This window comes from Trabulsiella guamensis ATCC 49490 (genome assembly GCF_000734965.1).
In the GTDB taxonomy this organism is placed as follows: Bacteria; Pseudomonadota; Gammaproteobacteria; order Enterobacterales; family Enterobacteriaceae; genus Trabulsiella; species Trabulsiella guamensis.
This window is the reverse complement of record NZ_JMTB01000029.1, coordinates 25,448-39,231: the sequence shown is the minus strand read 5'-3', so window position 1 is coordinate 39,231 and position 13,784 is coordinate 25,448. Positions and strand designations below refer to the sequence as shown.

Sequence of the window (13,784 nt, the reverse complement as noted above, 5' to 3'; positions counted from 1 at the left end):
GCTTGTCCAGGATTTATCACGAAAGGAAAGTAGTATGTTTCGCCAATGGTTAACATTAGTTGCGATTGTGCTGGTGTACATTCCGGTCGCAATTGATGCCACTGTTTTACATGTAGCCGCCCCGACACTGAGCGTGTCACTGGGGGCCAGCGGTAATGAATTACTCTGGATCATTGATATTTATTCCCTGGTGATGGCTGGCATGGTGCTGCCGATGGGGGCGCTGGGGGATAAAATTGGCTTCAAACGCCTGCTGCTCACCGGTAGTGGGCTGTTTGGTCTGGCATCGCTGGGAGCGGCAATGGCCGACAGCGCCCTGTGGTTGATTGCCACTCGTGCGTTGCTGGCTATCGGGGCGGCGATGATCGTACCCGCGACGCTCGCGGGGATCCGCAATACCTTCGCTGAAGCGCGCCATCGCAATATGGCGCTCGGTCTGTGGGCAGCGGTTGGTTCTGGTGGTGCGGCATTCGGCCCGCTGATCGGCGGAATGTTGCTGGAGCATTTTTACTGGGGATCAGTATTTCTGATCAACGTACCAATTGTGCTGGTAGTGATGGTGCTTGGCTGGCGAGTGGTGCCGGCGCAGCACGGGCGTCGCGAGCAACCCATGCACATCGGACAGGCATTAATGCTGATCGTCGCTATCCTGATGCTGGTCTACAGCGCAAAAACAGCGCTGAAAGGGCAACAGGCGGTATGGATGACAGGGCTGATCCTGGCGACAGGCACGGTATTGCTGTTCAAATTTGTCCGTATTCAACTGGCTGCTCGCATGCCGATGATCGACATGCGCCTGTTTATGCACCCAATCATTCTTAGCGGGGTGATGATGGCGATGACCTCAATGATCACCCTGGTGGGTTTCGAGCTGCTAATGGCGCAGGAGCTTCAGTTTGTCCATGACAAAACGCCGTTTGAGGCGGGAATGTTTATGCTGCCGGTGATGCTCGCCAGCGGTTTCAGCGGTCCGATTGCCGGGATGCTGGTTTCCGGCTTTGGTCTGCGACAGGTGGCAACAGCGGGGATGGCGTTGAGCGCGCTGAGTTTTCTCGGCCTGTCGATGCTCGATTTCAGCACGCAGCAATTGCAGGCATGGCTGCTGATGACGCTGCTCGGGTTTAGCGCTGCCAGTGCGTTGCTGGCCTCGACAGCGGCCATTATGGCGGCGGCACCGAAAGAGAAAGCCGCGGCTGCCGGAGCGATTGAAACCATGGCCTATGAACTGGGTGCCGGTCTGGGGATTGCGCTGTTTGGCCTGATCCTGACACGCAGTTACCACGATTCTATCGTATTGCCGAACGGGCTGGATGGCTCGGCGGCCACCCAGGCCGCGTCATCCATTGGTGAAGCGATGCAAGTGGCGAACAGTCTGCCTGCGTCGGTCGCGGATGCGCTGGTGAGCGCCGCTAAAACAGCGTTTATCACCTCACACAGCGTGGCATTGTTCAGTGCCGGTACGATGCTGATGGTGCTGGCAGTGGGGATCTGGTTTGGGTTGGCGAAAGCGTCACGTATGGCATAAGAAGAAAGGGCTGCGAGAAAGCAGCCCGGATATCTGATTAATTCGAGAAAGTGACAGGGCGGTAACCGGGGATATCCCAGTCCTGGCTGAAACAATTACAAATTCGTCTCCATTTATGCACGCTGAACTGCGCTGAGGGCGTTGCTTCAAAATAGTGGCTCAGCCATTCAGAACCGTACCTGTCGGTTATAAAATTCATCTGTTCGGTCAGCTCCCGCGGTCCGATTGAGCCATTAAGGACGCCTTCGAATCCTTTGACAGGACGGTGGATGAGCCCACTGAATTGCGCGGCAAACGAGCTTTCCCCGCCGTTAGCGGAATAACAGGAGAGCAGTCTGACGTTGTCATAGCTCTGAATATTAATCCCCTTTCTCTGCAGTAACAGCTGGAGCTGGCGGGGTGTTAATCGCTGATTATCCACCGCCAGTAACGACGTGCCGGTGTTTCCCTGAAGCGCGCCATGAGAAAGAATATTCAGTCGTGGAGAGCCTTTATACACGTCCTCATAGGTCATCAGGCCAGTATAATTACCCTGATGTATCCGCGTGTTCCGCATCGGGCCACCCAATGACAAGGTTCTTCTGTTATTGCCGGGTAATACGCGTTTCATTTTTCCTGATATGCCTTCCAGTTTCTGCCCGATCCGCGGCGCTAATTTTTCCGCGATGCCAAACGTGGCCGCAATACCGAGTCCCATTGATGCCCAGCCGAGCTTACGAGCCATCGCCGGGTCTTTCTCCGCCATCTCTTTTGCGGCAACCCCCGTCGCGAGAGAGGCTGCGGCTTCCACGCCAGTCTCCACTGTGCTGAGGGTCGCAATCGTGGCCGACATACTGTCACTCATCGCGGCCTTGATCCCGATGCGGATGCTGACACCGATGATTTTGCGCAGCAGCCATGTTATTGGCCCGTGGCCGCTGGGATCCGTCTGATTGATCGGATCACTTTCGCAATACGCATACGGATTAATACCGCCGATACCGAAAGGACTTTCGCTGTCCGGGCAGGTAAAACGGCGCAATATCGGACTGTAGGCGCGATAACCGTTACCGAGATGCGTCACACCGGAAAGTGGATCCTGGCGTTCGCCGTTAAAGCCGGGCAGAGATGTGATTGTGCCAGCACCGAAGGGACTCCACGTGTGAGAGGTATTCGTGCCAGATGTACGTGACAGCAGGGGGCTGCCGTGCCAGTCATTACCAGAAAGTTGTAGTGCCATGATGGTTTTCCTGTTGTGTGAAAACCTGCAAACTAGCAATACGCAACCGGCAGCCTGACGCAAATAAAAAGGAAAGCGAGGCAAAATTAAGTCACTGTCGCGTGGCATGCCAGCAGAGCAGGGATCCAAGACATACCATCCCGGCGCCCTGCCAGAAGGACCATGAGAGCGGGGCGTTGAGCAGAAATGAAGCCAGCGCCGAAGAAAGTACCGGTGTGAAATAGGAGCCGACGGCCAGCAGGCTTACCTTGCCGTAGAGAATGCCAATATTCCACGCCGCATAAGCAAATCCTAATGACAATGCGCACAGCAGCATTTTAATTGTGACAGGCCAGCTAAAATGCATTGGTGGCTGATCGGTGAGAAAATAGTGAACCCAGAGGCTGAGCCCGGTCAGTAAAACAAAAAAGGTAATGCCGTTTTTCCCCTTCGCATAACGGGCGGTAACCGTACAGTAGGCAGCCCAGATAAACGCGCCGACAAAGGCGAGAATATAGCTCAGCGGGCTGGAAATAATATTGCTGATGATTTCATCGACATTCAGCCCCTGGTCGCCGCCGAGCACCCAACTGACGCCGAGCAGCGCCAGAAGCAGTCCGGGAATAACCCACAGCGTGGATTTTTGTCCGTTGAAGAGAATCGCGAACAGGACAGTCAGGCTGGGCCAGAGATAATTCACCATCCCGACTTCAATCGCCTGCTGTCGCGTGGCGGCATAGCCCAGCGACAGGGCAAGGCATATTTCATAACTGACAAACAGAAGGCAACCTGCCAGCAGATAACGCGCCGAGAACTGGCGGATTTTCGGGATACCCACGGTGAAAACCAGTAACAGTCCACTCAGGGAGTAGATCATCGCCGCGCCAGCGACCGGGCCGAGCCCCTCGCTGACGCCACGAATTAACCCGACCATGGTGCTCCAGAGAATAATGGCAATCAGGCCAATGAATGTCGCGCGTTGTGTCGTCATCTCTTATTTTTCTTCATTTAGTGTAAAACGTAACGTCAGAATATATAACACCTTTTTGCCACTTTGTGGATTAATACTTCCAGAAGCTACTCCCTTGTGGGTAACGGGAATCGACAAAGTAAACTATTTAGTGGGCATAAAGAATGGTTATTGATTTGCCGCAAAAAAAACCACATCTGCGCTGTTACTTTTCCCCGTGAAGTCACTCCATCAATAATGAGGAAAACAATGGACGTCAACCGCAGACAGTTTTTTAAAATCTGCGCGGGCGGTATGGCCGGGACGACGGTAGCTGCGCTGGGTTTAACACCCAAAATGGCGCTGGCACAGGCGCGAAATTATAAATTAATGCGCGCCAAAGAGGTTCGTAATACCTGCACATATTGTTCCGTAGGTTGTGGGCTTTTGATGTATAGCCTTGGCGACGGTGCGAAAAACACCCGAGAATCGATTTACCATATCGAAGGAGATTCCGATCACCCTGTTAGCCGGGGGGCGTTGTGCCCCAAAGGGGCCGGTTTGCTGGATTATGTCCACAGCGAGAACCGCCTGCGTTATCCCGAGTATCGCGCGCCAGGCTCTGACAAATGGCAGCGTATTTCGTGGGATGAGGCTTTCAACCGTATCGCTAAGCTGATGAAAGCCGACCGCGATGCCAATTTTATTGAGCAGAATGCGAATGGTGTGACGGTGAATCGCTGGCTTTCCACCGGCATGCTGTGCGCCTCTGCGGCGAGTAATGAGACCGGTATGCTGACGCAGAAGTTTGTGCGTTCGCTTGGCATGCTGGCAGTAGACAACCAGGCACGCGTCTGACACGGACCAACGGTAGCAAGTCTTGCTCCAACATTTGGTCGCGGTGCGATGACCAACCACTGGGTGGATATCAAAAACGCCAACGTGGTGATGGTGATGGGCGGTAACGCCGCTGAAGCGCATCCGGTGGGTTTCCGCTGGGCGATGGAAGCGAAAAATAACAACGATGCCACGCTTATCGTTGTCGATCCGCGCTTTACCCGTACCGCGTCAGTCGCTGATATCTATGCGCCGATTCGTTCCGGTACCGACATTACGTTCCTGTCGGGCGTTCTGTTGTACCTTATTGATAACAACAAGATTAACGCCGAATACGTTAAACACTACACCAACGCCGCGCTGCTGGTGCGGGATGACTTTACGTTTGATGACGGGCTGTTCAGCGGCTATGACGCGGAAAAACGTCAGTACGATAAGTCCTCCTGGAGTTATCAGTTCGACGACAACGGCATGGCGAAACGTGACGATTCGCTGACGCATCCACGTTGTGTATGGCAGTTGCTGAAAAAACACGTATCTCGTTATACGCCGGAGGTGGTGGAGAACATCTGTGGTACACCGAAAGCGGATTTCCTGCGGGTGTGCGACGTGCTGGCCTCCACCAGCGCGGCGGATCGCACCACCACGTTCCTGTATGCACTGGGCTGGACGCAGCATACCGTCGGTGCGCAAAACATCCGTACCATGGCGATGATTCAGTTGCTGCTTGGCAATATGGGCATGGCAGGCGGTGGCGTTAACGCACTGCGCGGTCACTCCAATATTCAGGGTTTAACGGATCTGGGTCTACTGTCTACCAGTCTGCCGGGTTATCTGACGTTGCCGTCCGAGAAGCACATTGATTTGCAAAGTTACCTGGCGGCTAATACGCCAAAAGCGATGCTCGCGGAGCAGGTGAACTACTGGAGTAACTACCCCAAATTCTTCGTCAGCCTGATGAAAGCGTTCTACGGTGATGCAGCACAGCCGGAGAATAGCTGGGGCTACGACTGGTTGCCTAAATGGGATCAGGCCTGGGACGTCATCAAGTATTTCAATAAGATGGACAAAGGCGAAGTCAATGGCTATATCTGCCAGGGCTTCAACCCGGTCGCCTCATTCCCGGACAAAAACCGCGTCGTCAGTAGCCTGAGCAAGCTGGAATACCTGGTGGTCATCGATCCACTGGTGACGGAAACCTCTAACTTCTGGCAGAACCACGGCGAGATGAATGACGTCGATACCGCGTCCATTCAGACTGAAGTGTTCCGTCTGCCATCGACCTGCTTTGCGGAGGAAGATGGCTCCATCGCCAACTCCGGCCGCTGGCTGCAGTGGCACTGGAAAGGAGGCGAAGCGCCAGGGGAAGCGCGTACCGATGGCGAAATTCTGGCCGGGATCTTCCATCGCCTGCGGGATATGTACCGCAACGAAGGCGGAAAAGGGGCAGAGCCTCTGCTTAATATGCGCTGGGCATACAAACAACCGGATCACCCGGAATCAGACGAAGTGGCGAAAGAGAACAACGGCTATGCGCTGGCGGACCTCTATGATGCTAACGGTGTGCTGGTGGCGAAAAAAGGTCAGTTGCTGAGCAGTTTTGCGCTGTTACGTGATGATGGCACCACATCGTCGTCATGCTGGATTTATACCGGCAGCTGGACCGAGAAAGGCAACCAGATGGCGAACCGCGACAACGCCGATCCGTCCGGACTTGGCAATACGCTGGGCTGGGCATGGGCGTGGCCGCTGAACCGCCGTGTGCTGTACAACCGCGCGTCGGCAGATCCGCAGGGTAAACCGTGGGATCCGAAGCGGATGTTGATCCAGTGGGATGGTGCGAAGTGGAGCGGGAATGACATTCCTGACTTCAACACCGCCGCACCGGGCAGCGCTACCGGGCCGTTCATCATGCAACCGGAAGGTCTGGGGCGTCTGTTTGCGCTCGACAAACTGGCGGAAGGGCCGTTCCCGGAACATTACGAGCCGATGGAAACACCGCTGGGCACTAACCCGTTGCACCCGAACGTGATCTCCAGTCCGGTTGTACGTTTGTACGAAGAAGATGCGCAGCGTATGGGTAAGAAAGACCAGTTCCCGTACGTCGGCACCACTTATCGTCTGACCGAGCATTTCCACACATGGACGAAACATGCGCGTCTGAATGCAATTGCTCAGCCGCAGCAGTTTGTCGAAATCAGTGAAACGCTGGCGAAGACAAAAGGCATCGCTAACGGCGACAGGGTCAAAGTCAGCAGCAGGCGCGGCTTTATTCGTGCGGTAGCGGTAGTCACGCGTCGTTTGCAGGCGCTTAACGTTCATGGTCAGCAGGTGGAAACCGTTGGGATCCCACTGCACTGGGGCTTTGAAGGAGTGACACAGAAAGGTTATCTCGCCAATACCCTGACCCCGAACGTGGGTGATTCCAACTCGCAAACGCCGGAGTACAAAGCGTTTCTGGTCAACATCGAGAAGGCGTAAAGGAGCGAATTTATGTCAATGGAAACACAGGACATTCTCAAGCGCTCCGCCACCAATCCAGTCACGCCCGCGCCGCGCGCGCGTGATTACAAAGAGGAAGTGGCGAAGCTCATCGATGTCTCCTCCTGCGTGGGCTGTAAAGCCTGCCAGGTGGCCTGCTCTGAGTGGAACGATATTCGCGATGAAGTAGGACACTGCGTGGGGGTGTACGACAACCCCGCCGATCTGAGCGCCAAATCCTGGACGGTGATGCGTTTTAGCGAAACCGAACAGAACGGCAAACTGGAGTGGCTGATCCGCAAAGATGGCTGTATGCATTGTGAGGATCCAGGCTGTCTGAAAGCCTGCCCGTCCGCGGGGGCTATCATTCAGTACGCTAACGGGATCGTCGATTTCCAGCAGGAAAACTGCATCGGCTGCGGCTACTGCATCGCGGGTTGCCCGTTCAATGTTCCGCGTCTCAATAAAGAGGACAACCGGGTCTACAAATGCACGCTTTGTGTTGATCGCGTCAGCGTCGGCCAGGAGCCAGCATGCGTGAAGACCTGCCCGACAGGCGCCATTCACTTTGGCACCAAAAAAGAGATGCTGGAGGTGGCGCAGGCGCGGGTCGATAAGTTGAAAGCGCGCGGTTATCCACAGGCGGGGATCTACAACCCGGAAGGCGTTGGGGGTACACACGTCATGTACGTTCTGCATCATGCCGACGAACCTGAGTTGTACCACAACCTGCCGAAAGCACCGAAAATTGATACCAGTATCAGTTTGTGGAAAGGGGCGCTGAAGCCGCTGGCGGCGGCGGGATTTATCGCGACTTTCGCCGGGCTGATTTATCACTACATCGGTATTGGTCCTAACAAGGAAGTGGACGACGACGAGGGAGACCATGATGAATAAATCGAAAATGATTGTGCGGACAAAATTTATTGACCGCGCCTGTCACTGGACGGTGGTCATCTGCTTCTTTCTGGTTTCGCTGTCGGGGATTTCGTTTTTCTTCCCGACCCTGCAGTGGCTGACGGAAACCTTCGGGACGCCGCAGATGGGGCGCATTCTGCATCCTTTTTTCGGCGTGGTGATCTTCTTCGCATTGATGTTTATGTTTGTGCGTTTCGTTCATCACAATATCCCTGACAAAAAGGATATTCCGTGGCTGAAAGGGATAGTCGAAGTCCTGAAAGGCAACGAGCATAAAGTGGCCGATGTCGGCAAATACAATGCCGGGCAAAAGATGATGTTCTGGTCGATCATGAGCATGATTTTCGTGCTGCTGGTCACCGGCATTATTATCTGGCGTCCTTATTTTGCCGACTATTTCCCGATGCAGGTCATTCGTTACAGTCTGCTGCTTCATGCCACCTCGGCCATTATTTTAATCCACGCCATTCTGATCCACATTTATATGGCGTTCTGGGTGAAAGGGTCCATTAAAGGCATGATCGAAGGGAAGGTGAGCCGCCGCTGGGCGAAGAAACATCACCCGCGCTGGTATCGTGACATCGAAAAAATGGAAGCGAAAAAGGAGAGCGCAGAAGGGATCAAATAACCTCTGTGCTGATGAAATCCCCGCACTCTTAACAGAGGCGGGGATTTTTATTTAACGGCTGCCCGTTAAGCGCAGTCGCTCAGATACCATATCCAGGTCATGCCATTCACTGAGCGTGCCGTTATCAATCAACCAGAAGCGATTACAACTGTCGCTAATCAGTTTCCGGTCATGACTGACCAGCAGCACGCCGCCGGCATAATCACGCAAAGCCGCCGCAAGTGCTTCTTTACCCTCCATATCCAGGTGGTTGGTCGGCTCATCCAGCATCAGCAGGCTGTAACGCGCCAGAGACAGACCGACGAACAACAGGCGTGATCGCTCGCCGCCGCTCAGCGTGCTGACAAACTTGCCATGTTGCGCCCAGGGAAAACCGGCGCTGATCAGCGCTTTCTTGCGCACTTCAGCGGCAGAGGCGAACGGCTCCAGCGCCTCCAGCAGTGTGGCGTTATCCGGTAACTGATGCAGCGTCTGGTCGTAATAACCGGGACTGACGCGGGGATGAAGCTTCAGTTGCGCGTTCTGAACTCCCTGATAGTGCTGCCAGATCTGTTTCAGTAGTGTCGATTTCCCACTACCGTTACGGCCCATTAACGCCACCCGGTCGCCACTTTTCAGGCGGGCGAGAGGGGCGGTAAACAGTGGCGGCACGCCGGGTGCCGGGGAGACGCTCAACGCTTCCATTTCCAGCAGACGGTCGGCGCGAAGCGCATCGCCATGAAGTTGCAACTGCCAGTGACTGCCGGACGTGACCTCCGTCTGGTTCTCTTTCAGCCGGTCGATCTGCTTCTCCATCTGTTTGGCCTTGCGTGACAGGTCTTCGTTGTCATAGGTTCGCCCCCAGACAGCGAGCCGTTTCGCGCTGGTGGTGATGCGATCAATCTCCTTTTGCTCTGCTTTGAAACGCAACGCATCGCTCTCATCCTGTGCGGCCCGCGCTTCACGCGCTGCTGTACATGGCAGGGCAAAGCTGTAGAGCGTTTTATCACGCAGAATTAAAGTTCCATTAGTTACAACATCCAAAAGATGGCTATCATGAGAAACCAGTATGAAGCTTCCGCGCCAGTTTTTAAGGAAGCTTTCCAGCCATAACAGGGTTGGGAGATCGAGGTGGTTACTGGGTTCATCCAGCAACAACAGATCGGGTTGATGGATTAGCGCACGGGCCAACAACAGTCGGGTATGCTGACCACCGCTCAGCGTGGCTGATTGCAACTGGATATCCGTCTCGCTGAATCCCATCTCCGCCAGTAATACATCGGCTCGCCAGCTCTGTATTTCACGCTCGCCGGGGGGCAGTTGCGCCAGAACGGCATCGCGCATTGTCAGCGGATAAATTTCAGCGGGAAGATGTTGCTCGACGCGGGACAACAGGCAGTGATTTGCTCGTGAAACGCTGCCTGATGTGGGCGAAAGGGTACCCTCCAGCACTTTCAACAGCGTGCTTTTGCCGCAGCCATTGTAGCCAATTAAGCCGAGGCGATCGCCTTTTTTCAGCGTGAAAGAAATGTCAGAAAACAGCGGACCAAACGCGGTGTCCACGTGGAGAGATTGTACAGTTAGTAATGTGCTCATTGCTTACTCAAGAGTTACAGGTACAGTCGTACCTCGTCATACATCGCTGACGATAACCCGGTAAGCCCGAGGGAAGGGATTAAGACAGTGTTTCTTCGCTCAAGCCGAAGTTATCGCAGCACGGAACCGATAACGCTTGAGCTGGCACGATCACCAAATGCACGTGAAACAAAAATATGTTCACAGTACAGCATGGGGATCCTCCTTTTTTATTCAGTAAGTTGATGGGTGAAAGGAGTGTAGCGGGGAAAAGCGCGCTTGACCAGCCCGGCAGACAGCGCTGCCGGGTGGAAAGGGGAATTAAATGGAGGTTCTGCGGTAGCTGCGGTATTCCGGTAGCCAGAAGTTATCGTCAATCGCCTGGCGCAACGCTTCAGCGGACGTTTTCACCGCCACGCCCTGTTGCTGCGCCATTTTACCCACGGCGAAGGCGATTGCCCGGGAAACCCCCTTGATCTCTTTTAGCGGCGGCAGCACCATCCCTTCACCATGATTGACCAGCGGGGAGTGTTCAGCCAGCGTTTCACTGGCGGCCATCAGCATTTCATCTGTTATGCGTGATGCGCCGGAAGCGATGACACCAAGACCGATGCCGGGGAAAATATAGGCGTTGTTGCACTGGGCGATGGGGTAAATCTTGTCTTTCCACACCACTGGTGCAAACGGGCTGCCCGTTGCTACCAGCGCGTTGCCCTCCGTCCAGGCGATGATATCCTGCGGTGTTGCTTCCACGCGTGAGGTCGGGTTCGACAGCGGCATGACGATAGGGCGCGGGCAATGTTTATGCATTTCCCGGATGATCTCTTCCGAGAACAGCCCAATCTGACCCGATACGCCAATCAGAATATCCGGCTTGACGTTACGCACCACATCGAGCAGTGATAGCGCATCGTTTGTCGTATCCCAGTTGCTCAGATTTTCGCGCTTCTGCACCAGTTTAGTCTGGAACGACAGCAGGTTTGGCATCTGATCGGTCAGCAAGCCGAAGCGGTCAACCATAAAGACGCGCTGGCGAGCCTGTTCTTCGCTGAGTCCTTCACGCTGGATCTGTGCCACAATCTGCTCGGCGATACCACAGCCTGCGGAGCCCGCGCCGAGGAAAACAATTTTTTGTTCGCTTAACTGACTGCCAGCCGCGCGACTGGCGGCGATCAACGTGCCGACCGTCACCGCCGCGGTACCCTGAATGTCATCGTTAAACGAACAGATTTCGTCACGGTAGCGGGTCAGCACTGGCATGGCGTTGTTCTGTGCGAAATCTTCGAATTGCAACAGTACGTCCGGCCAGCGTTGTTTCACCGCCTGGATGAAATCATCGACGAACTGGTAATACTCTTCACCGGTAATGCGCGGATGACGCCAGCCCATATAGAGCGGGTCGTTCAGCAATTGCTGGTTGTTCGTGCCGACATCCAGCACTACCGGCAATGTGTAAGCCGGGCTGATGCCGCCACAGGCGGTATAAAGCGACAGTTTACCGATAGGAATGCCCATCCCACCGATACCCTGATCGCCAAGGCCGAGTATACGCTCGCCATCGGTCACCACGATCACTTTGATATTGTGGTTGGGGACGTTCTGCAGAATGTCGTCCATGTACTGCCGGTTTTCGTAGGAGATAAACACCCCACGCGCGCGACGGTAGATCTCAGAGAAACGTTCGCAGGCGGCGCCCACCGTCGGGGTGTAGATCACCGGCATCATCTCTTCGAGATGGTTTTCAACCAGCCGGTAGAAGAGGGTTTCGTTGGTATCCTGGATATTGCGCAGGTAAATGTGTTTGTCGATTTCCGTCTTAAAACCCTGATACTGGATCCAGGCGCGCTCTGCCTGCTCTTCGATGGATTCCACCACCTCGGGCAATAACCCGAGCAAGTTAAAGCTGCGACGTTCTTCCATGCTGAAGGCGCTGCCTTTGTTCAGCAGCGGAAATTCGAGCAGAACAGGGCCAGCGTAAGGGATATAAAGGGAACGGTTTTTTTTATGATTTAGTAACATCTCACTTCACTCCTTTGTCATTTTTCCAGTCCATGACAGGGTTTTGTAGGTACGACGGGAGCGCCAAAGTATAAATCAAATGTTAATAAAAAGGGTAACTCCGTGTTTTTTGCCCATAAAAAAACACCATCTTCACAGGAAGATGGTGCCGTGCGTCATCCTTTCAGCGAACGATTACCCTTAGCGGCGTTTACGACCGGTAGAATGGGCGTGGTTGACCAGTGTTTCGTGGTTGTCTTCGATAAGCACTTTTTTCTGATTAGAAAGCTTATAGTTCAAGCCGAGGATGTGACGTGCCTGACGGTTCGATTTCATTCTTACTCCTTAATCCTGTTTCTGGTTTCAAGGACAAGCCCGGCGTAGCCGGACGAAATGTAACCCCATAGTGCATCGCGAAAATTTGATGCAGTAATGATAGTCGATCATCTCAACGCAAATAGCAAATCACGCCATCGGGATTAAGAACATTCTTCCGCCGATTTCGCCTTTCTGTATTTGGCGCTATCATCGGGCGAGCACGCCTTACGTTTCAGCTATTACTCACCTTGTTATCATAATGAGGACGTTAACCATGAAAGTATTGGGTTATGCTGCACAAACACCGTCTGCGCCGCTGGCACCATTTTTGTTCGACCGCCGTGCGCCGCGTCCTGATGATGTCACTATCGAAATTCTCTACTGTGGCGTTTGCCATTCCGATCTCCACCAGGCCCGCAATGACTGGGGTTTCAGCGAATATCCTATCGTGCCGGGGCATGAAATCGTCGGGCGAGTGATCGCTGTAGGTGACAGTGTCACTAAGTTTAAGCCCGGCGACCTGGCGGCGATTGGCTGTATGGTCGATTCCTGTCGTGTCTGCGCCCCCTGCAATGAGGGGCTGGAACAATATTGCGAAGAGGGCAACATCCAGACTTACAATGGCCGCGACCGCCACGACCATACGCAAACTTTTGGCGGGTATTCGCAAGTCATTCTTGCCAGTCAGGACTTCGTTCTGCATCTGCCAGAAAATATGGATCTGAAAGGAGCGGCGCCGCTGCTGTGCGCCGGGATCACCACCTGGTCGCCTCTGCGTCACTGGAAAATCGGTGCCGAAAGTAAAGTCGCGGTGATAGGTCTGGGCGGGCTTGGTCATATGGCGCTTAAACTGGCGCATGCGCTGGGCGCTGAGGTGACGCTGTTTACACGCTCGCCGGGCAAAGAGGCGGATGCCCGTCGTCTAGGCGCTCATAACGTGGTGCTGTCAACGGACAGCGCGCAGATGCAGTCCGTTCACAACCAGTTCGACCTGATTATCGACACCGTGCCTTATGAGCATGATATCAACCCGTATCTTCCGACGTTGACGCTTGATGGCACGCTGGTGTTTGTTGGTCTGCTGGGTGACAGCCCGACCTTCAACACCATGCCGATGATCACCGGTCGCCGTAGTATCGCCGGCTCCTGCATCGGCGGTATCGCTGAAACGCAGGAGATGCTCGATTTCTGCGGGCAGCACGGTATTGTGTCAGACGTGGAAGTGATCAAAATTCAGGATATTAATGCCGCGTATGAACGGTTGCTCAAGAGCGACGTGAAATACCGTTTTGTGATTGATATGGCCTCACTGTCTGCGGCGTAAGCCGTCCTGCCACTCTTTCGCCCGCACTCGCGGGCGAATCAAACCCCTTCTTTA

9 protein-coding genes and 1 pseudogene are annotated in these 13,784 nt (G+C 54.3%); 5 read left to right on the top strand and 5 right to left on the bottom strand.

Annotated elements, in window-relative coordinates; genetic code table 11:
- Positions 1–34 precede the first annotated feature (34 nt).
- The gene (locus GTGU_RS02955) at positions 35–1,525 is read left to right on the top strand and encodes an MFS transporter (RefSeq protein ID WP_038154127.1); all 1,491 of its coding nucleotides are present in this window, start codon (positions 35–37) and stop codon (positions 1,523–1,525) included.
- A 37-nt stretch (positions 1,526–1,562) separates the two neighbouring features.
- Here GTGU_RS02955 and GTGU_RS02950 read toward each other — a convergent pair whose 3' ends face one another.
- Positions 1,563–2,744 carry an RHS repeat-associated core domain-containing protein gene (locus GTGU_RS02950; RefSeq protein ID WP_038154126.1) on the bottom strand — a complete coding sequence of 394 codons (1,182 nt, stop codon included), beginning with the start codon at positions 2,742–2,744 and terminating at the stop codon, positions 1,563–1,565.
- A gap of 91 nt (positions 2,745–2,835) precedes the next feature.
- Complete coding sequence (yddG, locus tag GTGU_RS02945; protein WP_038154125.1) at positions 2,836–3,714, bottom strand: aromatic amino acid DMT transporter YddG; 879 nt, start codon at positions 3,712–3,714, stop codon at positions 2,836–2,838.
- A 228-nt stretch (positions 3,715–3,942) separates the two neighbouring features.
- Here yddG and fdnG point away from each other — a divergent pair, with 228 nt between their 5' ends.
- From fdnG to fdnI, 3 genes are read left to right on the top strand one after another with little or no spacing between them, the layout of a single operon-like run.
- Positions 3,943–6,990, top strand: coding sequence for a formate dehydrogenase-N subunit alpha (gene fdnG / locus GTGU_RS02935; protein WP_156964029.1), 3,048 nt, complete (start codon positions 3,943–3,945; stop codon positions 6,988–6,990).
- A 12-nt stretch (positions 6,991–7,002) separates the two neighbouring features.
- Positions 7,003–7,887, top strand: a complete 885-nt coding sequence (gene fdxH / locus GTGU_RS02930) for a formate dehydrogenase subunit beta (RefSeq protein WP_038154122.1) — start codon at positions 7,003–7,005, stop codon at positions 7,885–7,887.
- Positions 7,880–8,536 carry a formate dehydrogenase-N subunit gamma gene (gene fdnI / locus GTGU_RS02925; protein ID WP_038154150.1) on the top strand — a complete coding sequence of 219 codons (657 nt, stop codon included), beginning with the start codon at positions 7,880–7,882 and terminating at the stop codon, positions 8,534–8,536. The genes fdxH and fdnI overlap by 8 nt, the downstream gene beginning before the upstream one ends.
- A gap of 69 nt (positions 8,537–8,605) precedes the next feature.
- On the opposite strand, the pseudogene GTGU_RS02920 reads toward fdnI, so the two are convergent.
- The 3 genes and pseudogenes from GTGU_RS02920 to sra form a co-directional block, all read right to left on the bottom strand.
- Positions 8,606–10,111, bottom strand: a pseudogene (locus GTGU_RS02920) (ABC-F family ATP-binding cassette domain-containing protein); the annotation flags it as partial.
- A 300-nt stretch (positions 10,112–10,411) separates the two neighbouring features.
- Positions 10,412–12,109, bottom strand: a complete 1,698-nt coding sequence (locus tag GTGU_RS02915) for an NAD-dependent malic enzyme (RefSeq protein WP_038154121.1) — start codon at positions 12,107–12,109, stop codon at positions 10,412–10,414.
- Positions 12,110–12,289: 180 nt separating this feature from the next.
- Positions 12,290–12,424, bottom strand: a complete 135-nt coding sequence (gene sra, locus GTGU_RS02910) for a stationary-phase-induced ribosome-associated protein (RefSeq protein WP_038154120.1) — start codon at positions 12,422–12,424, stop codon at positions 12,290–12,292.
- A gap of 256 nt (positions 12,425–12,680) precedes the next feature.
- Here sra and GTGU_RS02905 point away from each other — a divergent pair, with 256 nt between their 5' ends.
- Positions 12,681–13,730, top strand: a complete 1,050-nt coding sequence (locus GTGU_RS02905) for an NAD(P)-dependent alcohol dehydrogenase (RefSeq protein WP_038154119.1) — start codon at positions 12,681–12,683, stop codon at positions 13,728–13,730.
- The last annotated feature ends 54 nt before the right edge of the window (positions 13,731–13,784 follow it).